General features: G+C 69.2%; 9 protein-coding genes. 6 read left to right on the forward strand and 3 right to left on the reverse strand.

Going from position 1 to position 16455, the window contains the following annotated elements; genetic code table 11:
- Positions 1–162: 162 nt before the first annotated feature.
- From QLQ12_RS44200 to QLQ12_RS44210, 3 genes are all read left to right on the forward strand, one after another.
- Positions 163–1797, forward strand: coding sequence for a hypothetical protein (locus QLQ12_RS44200; RefSeq protein ID WP_282767070.1), 1635 nt, complete (start codon positions 163–165; stop codon positions 1795–1797).
- A 180-nt stretch (positions 1798–1977) separates the two neighbouring features.
- On the forward strand, positions 1978–3462 hold the full coding sequence (locus tag QLQ12_RS44205) for a hypothetical protein (protein WP_282767071.1): 1485 nt from the start codon (positions 1978–1980) through the stop codon (positions 3460–3462).
- A gap of 38 nt (positions 3463–3500) precedes the next feature.
- The gene (locus tag QLQ12_RS44210; protein ID WP_282767072.1) at positions 3501–4190 is read left to right on the forward strand and encodes a hypothetical protein; all 690 of its coding nucleotides are present in this window, start codon (positions 3501–3503) and stop codon (positions 4188–4190) included.
- Between the two features lie 43 nt (positions 4191–4233).
- Here the strand turns inward: QLQ12_RS44210 and QLQ12_RS44215 are convergent, their stop codons facing one another.
- The 3 genes from QLQ12_RS44215 to QLQ12_RS44225 form a co-directional block, all read right to left on the reverse strand.
- The gene (locus tag QLQ12_RS44215; RefSeq protein WP_282767073.1) at positions 4234–5958 is read right to left on the reverse strand and encodes a glycerol-3-phosphate dehydrogenase/oxidase; all 1725 of its coding nucleotides are present in this window, start codon (positions 5956–5958) and stop codon (positions 4234–4236) included.
- A gap of 105 nt (positions 5959–6063) precedes the next feature.
- Positions 6064–7581 carry a glycerol kinase GlpK gene (gene glpK, locus QLQ12_RS44220; RefSeq protein ID WP_282767074.1) on the reverse strand — a complete coding sequence of 506 codons (1518 nt, stop codon included), beginning with the start codon at positions 7579–7581 and terminating at the stop codon, positions 6064–6066.
- Positions 7582–7626: 45 nt separating this feature from the next.
- Positions 7627–8457: an MIP/aquaporin family protein gene (locus tag QLQ12_RS44225; protein ID WP_282767075.1), complete on the reverse strand. Its 831-nt coding sequence runs from the start codon at positions 8455–8457 to the stop codon at positions 7627–7629.
- Positions 8458–8651: 194 nt separating this feature from the next.
- Between QLQ12_RS44225 and QLQ12_RS44230 the strand changes: the two genes are divergently transcribed.
- The 3 genes from QLQ12_RS44230 to QLQ12_RS44240 all read left to right on the forward strand — a co-directional run bounded on the left by QLQ12_RS44230 (position 8652) and on the right by QLQ12_RS44240 (position 16445).
- The gene (locus tag QLQ12_RS44230; RefSeq protein ID WP_282767076.1) at positions 8652–9419 is read left to right on the forward strand and encodes an IclR family transcriptional regulator; all 768 of its coding nucleotides are present in this window, start codon (positions 8652–8654) and stop codon (positions 9417–9419) included.
- 43 nt (positions 9420–9462) lie between these two features.
- Positions 9463–10980: a glycerol kinase GlpK gene (gene glpK, locus QLQ12_RS44235; RefSeq protein WP_282767077.1), complete on the forward strand. Its 1518-nt coding sequence runs from the start codon at positions 9463–9465 to the stop codon at positions 10978–10980.
- Between the two features lie 395 nt (positions 10981–11375).
- Positions 11376–16445 (forward strand): DUF6531 domain-containing protein, encoded by a 5070-nt coding sequence (locus tag QLQ12_RS44240; RefSeq protein WP_282767078.1) that lies wholly within the window; start codon positions 11376–11378, stop codon positions 16443–16445.
- The last annotated feature ends 10 nt before the right edge of the window (positions 16446–16455 follow it).

The following is a 16455-nucleotide window of genomic DNA, read 5'->3' on the forward strand; positions in this document are numbered from 1 at the left end:
TTGGGCCGTCACGGGACACGTAGCGCGGAGATGATCGCCCACAGGCGGCTCTGCACGCCACCAGTCGAACGGCGATCAATGACACTCGGTGGCTTGCCATGTGGAGCTTCGTGACGGCAGGATCTCTCCCATGATCAATAGAATTGAGCTTGCCGGTATTCGGTGAGCATGTTCGAGGCCCGGGTGGACCGGGTGCTGGGTGCTGGCCCGTTCTGCGAGATCGGCCGGCCGCGCGTGACCACAACCTCGCCCAACACGGCTCTCATCGCGATCGGCGGGGCGCATGTCTGGCGGCAATGGCATGGTCGGGACGTTTCTCCCCGATCCCGGCCGGATCCTGGTTGGCATCCCACGGCGGTCTACCGCTCCGACGATTTCACCTGCCTTTTCCAGGTGACTACGCGATGGCCGGTCAACGCGCTCGCCTTCCATCCCACTCTGCCGCTATTGACGATCGGCACCGGCGCGTACGACGGCGGATGGGCCTACGAAGGCGAACTGCTCCTGTTGAACCTCTCCACCGGCGCTACCGTGTCGCTGCTGGAATATCCCCGGGAGGTCCGTCAACTGACGTGGCAGGATCCGGAGACTCTCGCGCTGGTGCTGGCGATTCCCTGCGACGAGGACAAGGAGACGTTCGGCACCACGGCTCTGGCCTGCACCATCCGGCGCGACGACTGGGACCGGGCCACCGACGGCATGCTGCGAATGCCGTACGGCGAAGAGCCTTACATCGACGAATCCCGTACGGATCCCGCTGCCGCTACCGCTGTCATTGAACAGCTGTGCACGGAACGAGGATTCGCGTGGACGCCCCGCCTCGCGGTCTGGGCGATACAGGCTCTCACCGATGGTCATGTCCTCGCCGCACTCGAAGGCATTGCTCTGGAGTGTTGGACACCGACGTCTGAAGACTGTGCCTGGCGGTTGCCCGCCGGCGGCACCGGCTACCAGGTGACCACGCTGCCGGACGAACGAACAGGACTGGTTCTGACACAGGCCCTGGGCAGTTCCCACGGCGGCCGGTGGAGGAACGAGCCGAGTGTCGTGGTGGAGGTCGACTTAGGTAACGGTGCTGTCCAGGCGACACATCAGGCCGCCTCCCGCGCGATCCTGGTGTCCCGGGCGGACGGCTGGTGGGCGTTGCGCTGCACTGCCGCGAAGGCTGGCGCGGTCATGCTGGTCGACCCGAACAGTGCGCGCCGGCGCAGGGTCCAGATGGGACGCTACGACGTCTTCAATCACTACTTCGACATCCGGTACGCCCCGGACCTGCTATTTCTTCAGGGTCTGGGCGATGAACCCCACCAGGACAAACGGGTGGTCGCCGTTGACACACCGCACGGGCGGGTGCGGCAGCTATTTCCGCTTGAATGGGATACGGCGCGCGGTGGGCACCTGTTCGGTGGTTGTGGCGCCTACCTCGAAGATCGTGCCGGGCCGGCGCTCGTCCATGCCGGCACCGTTCACGACGGCGCCGGGATGTTGCCCGGGAACGCTTTCGTGGCACGCCGCACGTATCCGACGGGCGAGCCGCAGTGGGTCTTCACGACCGACGACCAGGCCACCGCACTCGACGTGGACGACGACTTCGTCTACGTCGCGTTCAACTCGGGCGAACTGGTCATCCTGCGCGCCGAGGACGGCGCGGTTCAGGTACGGCAGCAGCTACTGGTGAACGGCCACCGCGTTGTCCCGCTCTCACTTGCATGCGCGGGAGAGAACCGGGTTGTGATCGGCACCCTGGACGGCCGGGTGCTCGACTGTTCGATCACAGCCTTGCCACGGTCGGAGTAGCCCTGCTCGGTTCGGCCCCCCAGCCGGATCTACATCGACCGCGGATTCTCCGGCACCAGCCGCAGGAACCGCGCTGGCTTGCAGCCTGTGCGTAGCGCCGCACCGTCCGGAAGCACAGACCCGTCTGCCTGCTGACGGTATTGAGTGGTTCCCTGCGATCATCAGAGCCTGAATAGCGGTGTGACGCTCGCGTTCGCCCACGTTAATCCGCCGCTGCTCACCGACGGCATCTCGGATCTGATCCCGCAGCACTGGCGTGACGATGCCGGCCATCGCATCCGCGGGCCGGCGACGCAATTCGTCGGGCAGGGGTGCTGCGGTGTCCTCCTCGTCAAACGGGTGCCACTGAGAGACCCGGAACGGCGTACGGAGAATGTCGGCCCGGCCGAGGTGCCGCCTGGTTCACCCGGGCGAGTGCGTTGCCGACGTAACGGCCCGGATCCGGGTCGGCCGAACGAGAATCGGTGGGTGTTCGGGTGCCTTCCGACCAGTAAGGCGGACGCCATGCCTGTTGATCGGATGGCATGGTCCCGTGGTCTCGCGTTTGTCCTGGTCGCCGCGTCGTGTCTGGCGGCCGGGGGATGCACCGGCTCCGACGAGTTGGAGTCGGCAGGACCGATGAACGCGAGCCGGCATCCGTTGGCGGCGTCGGGTTCGCCGTCGGTGGACCCGATCCGAAGCGAGCCGACGCCGGGCGATCCGGTGCCGGAGACCGTCGCGACGTGGTCGTCTGCGGCTCAACCAGTGAGAACCAGCGGTACACGCCTTCCGGTTGCGGCCGCCCGGAGCCGGCTGGCCTCGCCGAGCCCGAGCGGCCTCAGCACGCCGGTCGCCTCCACCTCGCCCGTCGCCCTCCCTGCAGTACTGCCGCCCGGTGGCCAGCCCACGGCCACATTGGCGCCGAGCGGATCAGCCACACCGCATCGCCGCTTTCCCCGAGGCTGGATTCAGTACGTAGGCGACGGCGTCGACTGGGGAGGCACCGAACCCGATTGCCGCGACACGCACGTCGCCGGCGCGAACGGCCTGACCGTCACCGTGGAGCGGCTTCAGTTGGCGGACCTGTGTTTCACAGGGTTCGCCCGAAGCCCGGTTCCCGTCATGACGTTGATCTCGCCGACCGGAGCGCGGGAGGTCTTCACCGGAGAGTGGCAGTCGCCCGGCGACTGGGTCTGGCGGCTGCAACCGGGGCTGGCTGGTGGTCCCCTCCCGGGAATCGGGACCTACACCATCGAAGTCGCCGGCCACCTGCAGGAGTCTGGTGGCGTCAAGAAGGCCGTCGTCTCGTCAGGTCGCGTCATAGTGGTGCCTGCCCGGCTGCCACGCGTCGCCTTCTCCGGTGGCCGAGGGCAGTGGACGACGTCGCTGTACAGGGGAGAGGCGATCCTCGTACAAGTGGCCGGCTATCCGCCGGACAGCGAGGTCCATATCGCTGTCGACGACGACAACCACCGCCCGGCTGCACGCCTGCCGAGTGTCCGGGTCGGCCGTAACGGCGAGGGCGCGGTGCGGTGGTCGGTACCGACGACGGCCGCCAGCGGATGGCACGTGATGCGGCTGAGGCCAAGCCCGGAGGAGCCGTATTGGTGTTGGGTCGAGACATGCGCGGCGTTCGCGGTCACCGAAGAGGTGGGCAGACAACCTTCCGGAGGCGCCAGCCCGTGATCCGGCTCGCGGGCCCGGCGGATCCATCCCCGACGCCGATGAGCCAACCGGAGCAGCCTGCCGCCGGTTCGGCTCTCGACTGGGCTGTGCGGTACGCGGTCCCGCTGATGGCCGGCGTCGGCGTGCTGCTCTACGGAATGCTGCGCCTCGCCTACGTCTTCTTCTATCTGCAGCTGCGAGCCACTCCCCAGGATCTCGGGTATGGCTACGTGGAAATCCTTTCCAGCCAGCTCGTCGGCACGATCGAGCTGGTCCTCGTGCTGACCGCCGTACTGGTGGCCGTCGCTCTCACCGGGCGCGGCTTGCGCCGTACGGCGATGATCCTGACCGGGCGTGCCCGGCCGGCGCCGGCCCACCGGCCGTGGACACGCTTGGTACTCCAGGCCGGCGGGGCGGCGGTGGTGATCGTTCTGACCTTCCTTCCCGCGGCGGCATGGCTGTGGGGCACCGAGGCGCGGCACGGCTACACCGTCCGCAGCGTCTACCTCGCCCGGACGGTGCGAGTCCCGGTGCTGGCAGTACAGGCCCTGCCGGCCGTGGTCGCCTGGAGCACCGACACCCCCTCCACGTTGCAGGATCTGATGACTCGGCGATGCCTGCTCTATCTCGGGCAGGCGGCCGGGACGACCGTGTTCTACGACGTGAAGAGCAGGGAGAGCCTCCGGGTCCCCTCGGCGCAGATCATCGTCGCCATCCAGAACACGGACGGGGTCCCGTTGGACTGCTGACAGGTCGATCGGCGCACCGCCGGGGCCGATGCGCCGGCGGTGGTCAGGCTGGCAGGGCGGCCGCCGGCACCACCTCCGGTGCCTCCGAGCGGGCCGCGTCGGCGGACTCGTCGTCCGGCTGTTCGTGGGCGGCGCGTTCGGCCCGCACCCGCGCGGTGTAGTGGGCCACCTCGCGTTCCACCTGCTCAGCTGTCCAGCCCAGCGGCTCAGCCATGAGCGCCGCGGCGGACCGGGCCGCTTGGAGACCCCGGTCGAAGGTCTCGATCGAGATGTGGGTGCGCCGTGTCAACACGTCCTCCAAGTGCCGGGCCCCCTCAGCGGTGACCGCGTAGAGCACCTCCACCCGCAGGTAGTCCTCCGCGCCCTCCATCGGCTCGGCCAGCGTCGGGTCATCGCGCAGCAGTTCCAACACCTCGTCGACGAGCGTGCCGTAGCGCCGCAGCAGGTGCTCCATCCGCTCGACGGACATGCCGTGCTGTTGTGCCAGCCCCTGGCGCTGGTTCCACCGGGCCACGTACCCGTCGGCGCCCAGCAGCGGCAGCCGGTCGGTGCAGGACGCGGGCAGTCCACCGCCGAGGCCGCGTACCGCCTGATCCACGGCGTCGCGGGCCATCACCCGGTAGGTGGTGTACTTGCCGCCCGCGACCACGACCAGGCCGGGCGCGGGGGTGGCCACGGAGTGTTCCCGCGACAGCTTGGCGGTCAGCGCCGACTCCCCGGACACCAGCGGGCGCAGCCCGGCGTACACGCCCTCCACGTCGTCGCGGGTCAGCGGGGTGGCAAGCACCGCGTTGACATGCTCAAGCAGGTAGTCGATGTCGCCGCTGGTCGCCGCGGGGTGGGCCTTGCTCAGGTCCCAGTCGGTGTCGGTGGTGCCGATCAGCCAGTGCCGTCCCCACGGAATGACGAACAGGACGCTCTTCTCGGTGCGCAGGATCAGCCCGGTCTCGGAGCGGATCCGGTCCCGCGGCACCACCAGGTGGATGCCCTTGGAGGCGCGCACCTGGAAGTGCCCGTCCGCACCGATCAGGGCCTGGGTGTCGTCGGTCCAGACGCCGGTGGCGTTGATGACCTGCCGGGCCCGCACCTCGTACACCCGATCGGTCTCCAGGTCGTGCACCCGCGCCCCGACCACCCGGGCACCGTCGCGCAGGAAGCCGACCACCTGGGCCCGGGAGACGGGGTGCGCGCCGTGCTGCGCGGCGGTGCGGACCAGGAAGGTCACCAGCCGGGCGTCGTCGACCTGGGCGTCGTAGTATTGCAGCGCACCGGTCAGCGCGTCCGGGCGCAGCGACGGGCAGGCCTGCAGCGCGCCGCGGCGACTCAGGTGCCGGTGGGCAGGCACACCGCGGGAGTTCCCGCTGGACAGGCTCATGGCGTCGTACAGCAGGACGCCGGCGCCTGCGTAGAGCCGCTCCCAGCCGCGGTGGCGCAGTGGGTAGAGGAAGGGCACCGGACGTACCAGGTGCGGGGCCAGCCGCTGCACGAGCAGACCGCGTTCGCGTAGGGCTTCCCGTACCAGCCCGAAGTCCAGCATCTCGAGGTAGCGCAGGCCGCCGTGGATCAGCTTGCTGGACCGGCTGGAGGTGCCGCTGGCCCAGTCGCGGGCCTCGACGAGTCCGACCGACAGACCACGGGTGACCGCGTCGAGTGCGCAACCGGCGCCGGTGACGCCGCCGCCGATCACCAGGACGTCCAGTTCATGGCCACTGCCGAGGACGGCCATGGACCGGTCGCGGGCGGCCGGTGACAGTGTTGCGGAGTGCATCTGATTCTCGCTTTCGGGTCGGGCACCCCTGGGGCCGGCGCCGCTTGATCCCGGACGGCCGGCGCGGGGGCCGCCGGCCGTCCGGGTGTAGAGGGTGGGCGCGGGTCAGCCGACGTCGACCCAGTCGAGGGTCCGCTGCACGGCCTTCTGCCACCCGGCGTAGCCCTTCTGGCGCCGCTCCGAGGACCAGGACGGCTGCCAGCGCTGGCTCTCGTTCCAGTTCTCCCGCAGCTCATCGGTGTTCTTCCAGAACCCCACGGCCAGGCCGGCCGCGTACGCCGCGCCCAGCGCCGTGGTCTCCGCGACCACCGGCCGGCTCACCGGCACGCCGAGGATGTCCGCCTGCAACTGCATGCACAGATCGTTGGCGGTGACCCCGCCGTCCACCTTCAGGGTTTCCAGGTGTACGCCGGAGTCCTGCTCCATCGCCTCGACAACGTCGCGGCTCTGGTAGCAGATGGACTCCAGGGTGGCCCGGGCGATGTGGGCGTTGGTGTGATAGCGGGACAACCCGACGATCGCGCCCCGGGCATCGGAGCGCCAATAGGGCGCGAAGAGCCCCGAGAACGCGGGCACGAAGTACGCGCCGTCGGTGTCCTCGACCTGCCGGGCCAGGGTCTCGCTCTGCGACGCGCCGCTGATGATGCCGAGCTGGTCGCGTAGCCACTGCACCGCCGAGCCGGTGACCGCGATCGACCCCTCCAGGGCGAACACGGGCGCGTCGTCGCCGAACTGGTAGCACACCGTGGTGAGTAGGCCCGCCTTGGACCGGACGATCTCGTGGCCCGTGTTGAGCAGCATGAAGTTGCCGGTGCCGTAGGTGTTCTTCGCCTCGCCGGGGGCGAAGCAGACCTGCCCCACTGTGGCGGCCTGCTGGTCGCCGAGGTCGCCGGTGATCGGTACCGCGCCGGCGAAGGGGCCGTGCGGCACGGTGCTGCCGTACGAACGGGGGTCGGACGACGGGCGGATCTTCGGCAGCATGTTCCGCGGGATGTCGAAGAACGACAGCAGTTCGTCGTCCCAGTCCAGCGTCTCCAGGTTCATCAGCATGGTGCGGCTGGCGTTGGTCGGATCGGTGACGTGCACGCCGCCCTGGGTGCCGCCGGTGAGGTTCCACAGCAGCCACGTGTCGGTGTTGCCGAAGACCGCCTCGCCCCGCTCGGCGGCCTCGCGGACCCCGTCGACGTTCTCCAGGATCCACTGGATCTTTCCCGCGGAGAAGTACGTGGCCGGTGGCAGTCCGGCCTTGCGCCGGATGACGTCGCCCTTGCCCTCGCGCTCCAGGGCCGAGGCGATGCGGTCGGTGCGGGTGTCCTGCCAGACGATGGCGTTGTAGTAGGGCCGGCCGGTGTTGCGGTTCCACACCACGGTGGTCTCGCGCTGGTTGGTGATGCCCAGCGCGGCCAGGTCGGACGCGGACAGGCCGCGGGCGTTCATCGCGGTCTGGACGACCGCGGAGGTCCGCTCCCAGATCTCCACCGGGTTGTGCTCGACCCAGCCCGCGCGCGGCAGGATCTGCTCGTGTTCGAGCTGGTGGCGGGCCACCTCGTTGCCGCCGTGGTCGAAGATCATGAATCGGGTGCTGGTGGTGCCTTGGTCCACGGCGCCAACGAAGTCAGCCATGCGGGTCTCCTAGGTGAAGGATGCGGGTGGGGTAGGCGACGGAGGTCAGGCCCGGGCGGGCTCGACCGCGGGCTCGGGACGCTCGGTGGCGAGCGCTCCGGGCTCGGGTGCTTCCTCGCTGGGCAGGAAGCGGCCGATCGTCAGCTCGTAGAGTCCGGCGCCGATCACCCCGCCGACCAGCGGGCCGACGATAGGCACCCAGAAGTACGGGTAGCCGCCGGCATCCTGGAACGCCGTCTCGTAACCGGTCAGGAACGAGGCCAGGCGGGGTCCGAAGTCCCGGGCCGGGTTGATGGCGTAACCGGCGTTGACGGCGAACGCCATGCCGATGGCGACCACGATGAGGCCGACGATCAGCGGCGCCATGTTGGCGCCCGGCAGCGAGTTGCGGGCGTCGGTGACGGCCAGGATGAGGAACAGCAACAGGGCGGTGCCGATGATCTGGTCGCGCAGCGCGCCCCACTCGGTGACACCGGCGCCGGGCAGGGTGGAGAAGACCCCCTGGCTCTTGCTCGTGAAGCCCGGGTCGAAGCGGGACAGCACCTCGCTGTAGTTCCACCGGATGATCAGGGCGGCGACGAACGCTCCGGCGGTCTGGGCCAGCGCGTACGGCAGCACCTTGCGCCACTCGAAGCCCTTGAAGACGGCCAGGGCAAGGGTGACGGCCGGATTGAGGTGCGCGCCGCTGATCCGGCCCGCCACGTACACGCCCAGGGTGACGCCCAGGCCCCAGGCCCACGCGATGCTGTCGAACTCGCCGGTGCCGCCGGCGACCACCTGGGCCACCACGCCGACGCCGAACAGGATGATGACGGCGGTACCGGCGAATTCGGCGACTAATTCACCGACCAGCCCGGGAACCCTCGGTAGGGTCATGATTCCTCCTTGTATTGGGAGCAGCCCTCGGCGTCGGGGCAGAGAAACGGATTGCCCGAAGTCAGTGGCGCCGCGGTCGCGTTTTGTTACCGTGCGGCGAAACGTTAGAAACGTCACCGACACAGGTCAACGAACCCCAGTCGACAATGTCGAACACTGTTGCGTCGGCCGGATCGCCGTTACCATCCCGCTTCATGCCTGGTCAGGTGCAGTCCATCGCACGCGCCGCGGCGATGCTTCGCTTGCTGGCCAACAGTTCCGGCCGTCTCGGCATCGGCGAGATCGCCCGGTCCCTCGACCTGCCGAAGGGCACCGCGCACGGCATCGTGCGCACCCTGCAGGACGTGGGCTTCGTCGAACAGGACAAGACGTCCGGTAAATATCAGTTGGGTGCTGCCTTGCTGCACCTGGGCACCAGCTACCTCGACATCAACGAACTACGGTCCCGCTCCATCAACTGGGCCGACCCGCTGGCCGTACGCAGTGGGCAAGCCGTGCGCATCGGCACCCTGTTGGAAGGCAAGGTGCTGGTGGTGCACCACGTCTTCCGCCCCGACGACACCCTGCAGACCCTCGACGTGGGCACGCTGCTCCCGCCGCACGCGACCGCGCTCGGCAAGGTGCTGCTCGCCTACGACGGCGCCGCGGCCAGCGCGGTCATGCAGGGCGGGCCCGAGCCCTACACCCGCCGCACGCTGGTGACCGCACGAGCCCTCGCCAAGGCCCTCGCCGAGATCCGCGACAACGGCTGGGGTGCCGAGGTCGAGGAGATGACCCCCGGGGAGGCCGGCATCGCCGCGCCGATCCGAGGCTACGGCGGACTGGTCGTCGGCGCGATCGGGCTCTCCGGTCCGGTCGACCAGGTCTGCACCGCCCAAGGCAGCCCTCGGCCGGCCTTGGTGGCGCACGTTCGCGATGCCGCACGTGCCGTTTCCCGAGACCTCGGGGGAGCGCGCTGGTGAGCCGTCCGGCCGCTTCCCTCTTCCCGTCAGACGAGGACGCACCATGAGCGAAAGCTACGTCGTCTCCATCGACCAAGGAACCACCTCGACCCGGTGCATCGTGTTCGACCGGCGGGGCAATCTTGTCGCGGTGGCCCAGCGTGAACACCGTCAGCACTTCCCCCGCCCCGGCTGGGTCGAGCACGACGGCCTGGAGATCTGGCGCAACGTCAGCAAGGTCGTGCCGCGGGCCCTGTCCCAGGCTGGCATCGGCGCCGACGAGGTGGCTGCGATCGGTATCGCCAACCAGCGGGAAACGACGTTGGTGTGGGACCGGCGCACCGGCGTGCCGGTGGCCCCCGCCATCATCTGGCAGGACACCCGCACCGACACCCTGGTGGAGACGCTTGCCTCGGCACCTGGGGCCGAGGACGTGCAACGCCGCTGCGGGCTGCCCATGGCCACGTACTTCTCCGGGCCCAAGTTGCGCTGGCTGCTCAACGCCACGCCCGGGCTGTACGAGCGGGCCGAGCGCGGCGAGGTGTTGTTCGGCACCATGGAGACCTGGCTGATCTGGAACCTGACCGGCGGTCCCGACGGCGGGCTGCACATCACGGACGTCACCAACGCCAGCCGGACCATGCTGATGGACCTGCACAGCCTGCGCTGGCACCCCGACTCGCTGGCATTCTTCGGCATCCCGGCGGCGATGTTGCCCGAGATCCGTTCCTCCTCCGAGGTGTACGGCACCGCGACCGCCGTCCTGCCCGGCGTGCGCATCGCCGCCGCCCTCGGCGACCAGCAGGCCGCCCTGTTCGGCCAGACCTGCTTCGCCCCCGGGGACGCGAAGTGCACCTACGGCACAGGCAGCTTCCTGCTGCTCAACACCGGCACCAAGGCGGTGCACTCCACGCACGGCCTGCTCACCACCGTCGGCTACCAGATCGCCGGCCAGCCCGCCGTGTACGCCTTGGAAGGCTCCGTCGCGATCACCGGTTCCCTGGTGCAGTGGTTCCGCGATCAGTTGGGACTCATCTCCAGCGCCCCGGAGATCGAGACCCTTGCCCGCACCGTGGCGGACAACGGCGGCTGCTACATCGTGCCGGCCTTCTCCGGGCTGTTCGCCCCGCACTGGCGCGCCGAGGCGCGCGGGGTGATCGTCGGGCTCACCTCGTACATCAACAAGGGACACCTGGCCCGGGCGGTGCTGGAGGCCACCGGCTGGCAGACCCGCGAGGTGGTCGACGCCATGAACGCCGACTCCGGCCTGGCGCTGACCGCGCTGCGTGTCGACGGCGGGATGACCGCCAACAACCTGCTCATGCAGTTCGTCGCCGACGTGCTCGACGTGCCGGTGGTGCGCCCCATGGTCGCCGAGACGGTCTCCCTCGGCGCCGCGTACGCGGCCGGGCTGGCCGTCGGGTTCTGGCCCGACCTCGAAGGCTTGCGCCGGAACTGGCACCGGGCCGCCCAGTGGGTGCCGCAGATGGACGACCGGCACCGGGCCGAGGAGCACGAGAACTGGCAGCGGGCGGTGGAACACACGTTCGGCTGGATCAAGTCGGACGTTCGGACCGACTGACGCTGATCCCGCGACCAGCCGGCGCCTTGAACACCACGGGAATCCAGACGACGGAACGACCTGGTTTCCGCGCGACCGGGGTTGGTCGTTGCCGCAGCACGGGCCGGGGCCGGTTGCCTCGATGGTGAGACCGAACTCGACGGCGAGGTCGTCGTAGTAGGCGGCCCATTCGGCGGGGCGTTCCTGTGTTCGTGTTGGTGGTCTCCTCGTCCCTCGCCTGCCGGCAATGCCCGTAGCGGTGTTTGTGCGAGTGATCGTGGCGAGGGTTAACCGCATCACTGCGAATGGGAACGTTTTGCGGGGTGTTGTACGGTCCACGGGTCACTGTGGTCGAACGTAAAGTTTCGGCCTGATTTGGGGCGTACGCGCCTGGCGACAAACGGTAGGAGTAGCTGATGCCGCGGCCGAGCGACTGGTGGGTACTCGACCTGGAGTCCGATCCGAGTCCCGGTCAGCCGGCGAATCTGGTCACCACCGGCAATCGCCTCCTCGACTTCGCCGACGACGCGCGGCGCGCCCGGCAGGCGGTGGACTCGTTGCAGGGCGACGGGGCGGTCCTGACCTGGATCGGTCAGTCCGGCGACGCGTTCCGTGAGCAGTTCGGCGAACTCCCCGAGCAGTTGCGCAAGGTGCACGACTCACATCGCATGGCGGGTGACGCGCTGCTCGCCTTCGCGCCCAAACTGGAGAATGCCCAGGCCATGGCCGACCGGGCGCTGGCCGACGGGCGTGCGGCGCGCGAGCAGTTGAGCGGGCTGACCGGTCAGCTCCAACTGGCGCAGGGTGACGCGGCGACGATCGGACGGCAGGCGACGGCCCTGCAACAGCACACCGATCCCGATCCCGAGCAGATCAAGCAGGCGGTTCGCGACGCCGAGACGGCCAAGCAGCGGCTGTCCGATGTGCAGGGCCGGGTGGCTACCGCGGAGCAGGCGCTGAACGCGGCGAAGTCGCTGGCCGACCAGGCCCGGCAGTTGCGCGACGGCGCCGCGCGGGAGTGCCGGCGGGAGATCGCCGAGGCCTCCGACGCCGGTATCCAGCCGAGATCCTTCTGGGACAAGCTGGGCGAGTTCCTCAAAGGACTGTGGGACGTCATCTGCGAGGTGGCCAAGTGGGTGGCCCTGATCGCCGGCATCATCGCGATAATCATCGGCGGGCCGCTGGCCTGGATCGCGCTGGCGGCGGGTGCGATTCTGCTGATCAAAGCGATAGTCGACTTCGCCCAGGGTAAAGGGAGCATCACCGACCTGATCTTCGCGGTCCTCGGGATCATCCCCGGGGTGCGCGGCCTGACCTCGCTTTCCCGGCTGTCCACGCTCTACAAGGCCGGTGGCTTCAAGGCGATCGCGCAGGCGGCCCTGACGTCGATGCGCAACACCGTACGCGGCCTCGCCAACGCCGTCACCAACGCGGCCCGCGGCGTCGTCAACGTGGTCAAGTCCGGCTTCAACAAGCTGGTCAACAAGATCAACACGGTGCCGGTCAACACCTCGAAACGGTCGTTCGAGATCCCGGCCTGCGGTGACCCGGTCGACATCAGCACCGGCCGGGTGTTCCTGCCCGAGACCGATCTCGATCTGCCGGGATCGCCACCGCTGCTTCTGGAACGCACCCACCGCTCCGACTATCGGGCCGGCCGGCTGTTCGGGGTGTCCTGGGCGTCGACGCTGGACCAGCGGATCGTGGTGGAACCCGACGCCGTTCATCTGCTCGCGGCGGACGGGACGCTGCTGACCTACCCGGTGCCCGGCGCCGAAGGCCCGGTCGTGCCCCGGCACGGCCGCAGCCTGCCACTGCGCCGAGCCGGTGATGGATTCGTCGTCACCGATCCGGCTACCGGCGCCTCTCTGCTGTTCGCCGCGCCCGAGACGGAAGCGGAGCCGGAGTTGGCCGGCCCGGTGCTGCCGGCCACCGTGCTGGATTCGGCCGATGCGGAGCCGGCCCGGTCTGCGGCGCTGGTCGCGATCGTCGACCGGGACGGCGGGCGGATCGAGGTGGTCCGCGACGACGTGGGCCTGCCGGTCGAGGTTCGGCACGGCGACGGCCGGCGGGTCACCGTGACCACCGAGAACGGGCGGGTCACGGCACTGCATCTGATCCCGGCCGGGGACGGTGCGCCGGTGCTGCTGCGGACCTTCAGCTACGTGGACGGGCATCTCGCCGCGGTCGCCGGGGCGTCCGGGCAGCCCATGCGGTTCAGCTACGACGCCGACGGCCGGATGATCCGGTGGGACGACAGCAACGGCCAGTGGTACGCGTACCGGTACGACGCGGACGGCCGGTGTGTGCTTGGCGAGGGCCGTGACGGGTACTTCGGCTACCGCTTCGCCTACGAGCCGGAACAACGCCGGACCAGCGCCATGGACTCGCTCGGGCACACCACGGTCTACGAGCTCAACGAGGACCTGCAGGTGGTCGCGGAGACCGATCCGCTCGGCAACACCACGCGCAGCGAGTGGGACACACAGCACCGGCTGCTGTCGCGTACCGATCCGCTCGGCCGCACCACCCGATTCCTCTACCACCCCGACGGCAGCCTGGACGCCGTGGTGCGGCCCGACGGCAGCCACGCGAGGATCACTTATCGGGGCCGGCGGGTCGCGGCGGTCACGGTGACCGACGACGACGGGCGCGTGTGGCGGCGCGACTACGGTCCGGCCGAGTCACCCGATCCCTTCACCGATCCGCTCGGCGTCGACCAGCGGATGGGCCGTCAGGAGCAGGCCGACGACCGGCCGCGGATCGCCGCGACGACCGTACCGGAAGCGGTGCCCGGCCCGGCTGCACCGGATTCTCAGCGGATGCGCATCGGCGGCCTCAGTCCCGCCGTGACGGTGCTGGCCCGCGATGATCACGGCCGCGCCAGCGTGCTCGGTGACACCGCCGGCTGGCAGCTCTCCCGCGGCTGGACGGCTGACGGTGAGCCGGCCTGGCAGATGAATCAGGCGGGCGAGCGCGACCAGTGGCAGTACGACGCCGAAGGCAACCAGACCGCGTACACCGACGCGCTGAACCGCACCACCCGCACCGAGTACGGGTCGTTCGACCTGGTGGTGGCCACGGTGAGCCCGACCGGCGCCCGGACCACCTACGACTACGACGCCGAGCTGCGGCTGACCCGGGTCACCGATCCGGCGGGACGGCGCTGGCACTATGAGTATGACGCCGCGGGCCGACTGGTACGCGAAGCCGACTTCGACGGCCGGGCCAGCGACTACACGTACGATCCGGCCGGCCAACTGGTCCGCATGGTCAACGCCGCCGGGGAGAGTGTCGATTTCGAGTACGACCTGCTCGGCAACCTCGTCGGCCGGCGTGCCACGTCAGCCGAGGAGAGCCGCGCGACCACGTTCAGGTACGACCCCGTGGGGCAGCTCGTCGAAGCCACCAGCCCGGACGCCGTCCTGACGATCACCCGGGACGTCTTCGGCCGGGTCACCGGCGAGTCGGTCAACGGCCACGCCGTCACCCACACCTACGACGACGGCAACCGCACGGTGTCCCGGGACACGCCCGCGGGGGTGCGGACGCTGTGGTCCTTCGACCCGTCCGGCTTCCCCGTCGGCATCGGCATGGCCGGACACGACCTGGCACTCTTCCACGACGCCCACGGTCGCCCCGTCGCCGAACAGCTCGATGATTCGGTGACCGTGGTGCGGCACTACGACGCCGGCGACCGGCTCGTCGTCCAGCGGGTCAGCGGCGGCACGGGACCGGACGTGGAGCGCGCCTTCGGCTATCGGGAGGACGGCTCGCTGACCATCGTGGACGACAGCCGCGAGGGCGCCACCGTCTTCCGCCTCGACGACGAGGGACGCGTCACCGCGGTGGACGGCCCGGATCGCCGGGAGGACTACCGCTACAACGTCGCCGGTGACCTGGTCGAAGCGTTCTCCCGCAGGGAGAGCGCGGCGGTTCACGGCGAACGCCTCTATCACGGCACCGACATGATCCAGGCCGGGCAGACCAGCTACCGCTACGACAGCGCGGGGCGGCTGGTGCATCGGCAGGAGGGAACGCGGGCCTGGACGTTCCGGTGGAACGCCGAGGGCCGGCTGCACGGCGTGATCACGCCGGAAGGCGGCCGGTGGCGGTACCGGTACGACCCACTCGGGCGGCGGATCGCCACGCAACGACTGACCGACGGGCCGGCGGATGATCCGCTGGACGGCCCGGTGCTGGCACAGACCGACTTCGCCTGGGACGGGCCGGTGCTGATCGAGGAGTCGGACTCCACCGGCCGCGTCACCACCTGGCAGCACGACCTGGACGGGCTCCGGCCGTTGCTGCAGTGTGACGGCGACCGGCTGCACCTTCTGGTCTGCGATCCGAACGGGGCACCGACCGACATGGTGGCCGCCGACGGCGCCGTGACCTGGCGCTCCCGGGCGGCATTGTGGGGCCACCAGCTCGATCCCGAGCCTGCCGGGGACTCGACGCCGCTGCGCTTTCCCGGCCAGCACGCCGACGCCGAGACCGGGCTGCACTACAACCTGCACCGCTATTACGACCCGCGGACCGGCCGTTACCTCAGCCCGGATCCCCTCGGCCTGAGCGCGGGGCCCAGCCCGGTGCGTTACGTTGACGATCCGCTGCTGCAGAGCGACCCGCTGGGCCTGTCTCCGCGAGCCTGCACCCAGGGTAAGCGGCCTCGCTACGACGACGCCTACGACGACCTGGACGACCTGCTCGACGATGCGGAGATGCTTGCCGTCGGGAGCGCGCTGAAGAAGGTCAAGGTAAGCGCTCCGAAGACCAAGTTTCCACCGCCACCGGGAAAGCTGCTGGTCAGCGAAATGAAGGCGGCACTGGCGAAGTACGACTCCGATTTCCATACGGCCGACGTCGGCAAGTTCCACGGTCCCGTGGACAAGAGAGTCGTCCTCTCGAAGGTCGTCGACATTGGCTCCAAGACCACCAAGCTCGAGGGCTGGTCGGTGGAGTGGCTGAACAAGTTCCAGCGCAGCGATGGCGTCACCGATTATCTCGAGAAGTCCGGCACCAAGAACGTCTGGGTGCGCGGGCATCTGATCAACGAGGACTTCGGGATCACCGGCTCCACGCACAACTTCGCACCCATGACCAGCAAGGGCAACGGCGCCTTCAAGAACGCCTTCGAATCGCGCGTGAAAGACGCGTTCGCGCGCATGGACCAGTTGCAGAGGAACTACCCCGCGGAGTTCAACGCCCTCGGTAAGGAATTCACCGTCGACATCAAGGTGACGCTGAGTGACGCGAAGCTGTTCGACGGCGTACCCAATGTGGACGTCGCGGAACTGGCGGTCCCCAAGTACATCAAGGTGGAAGCCCAATACATGTTCGACGGCAAGCCACTCGCCGACGATGTCCTGAAGGATCTCAACAAGAGATTCTGGAAAGAGCTGCCGGTCAAGCCCCTGCCGTCGAATCACAACATGAATCCGGTGACCGGGCAGTGGGATCCTCCCGTTCCCGGCAAGTTCTGAGGGCAGGGAG

The sequence above is a fragment of the Actinoplanes sandaracinus genome, assembly GCF_030009775.1.
Taxonomy (GTDB): Bacteria; Actinomycetota; Actinomycetes; order Mycobacteriales; family Micromonosporaceae; genus Actinoplanes; species Actinoplanes sandaracinus.

What these genes read in the sequence shown, in the direction of transcription:
- QLQ12_RS44210 (WP_282767072.1), top strand. Translation starts at nt 3,501, where the DNA reads ATGAGCCAACCGGAGCAGCCTGCCGCCGGTTCGGCTCTCGACTGGGCT.
- QLQ12_RS44215 (WP_282767073.1), bottom strand. Translation starts at nt 5,958, where the DNA reads ATGCACTCCGCAACACTGTCACCGGCCGCCCGCGACCGGTCCATGGCC.
- glpK (WP_282767074.1), bottom strand. Translation starts at nt 7,581, where the DNA reads ATGGCTGACTTCGTTGGCGCCGTGGACCAAGGCACCACCAGCACCCGA.
- QLQ12_RS44225 (WP_282767075.1), bottom strand. Translation starts at nt 8,457, where the DNA reads ATGACCCTACCGAGGGTTCCCGGGCTGGTCGGTGAATTAGTCGCCGAA.
- QLQ12_RS44230 (WP_282767076.1), top strand. Translation starts at nt 8,652, where the DNA reads ATGCCTGGTCAGGTGCAGTCCATCGCACGCGCCGCGGCGATGCTTCGC.
- glpK (WP_282767077.1), top strand. Translation starts at nt 9,463, where the DNA reads ATGAGCGAAAGCTACGTCGTCTCCATCGACCAAGGAACCACCTCGACC.
- QLQ12_RS44240 (WP_282767078.1), top strand. Translation starts at nt 11,376, where the DNA reads ATGCCGCGGCCGAGCGACTGGTGGGTACTCGACCTGGAGTCCGATCCG.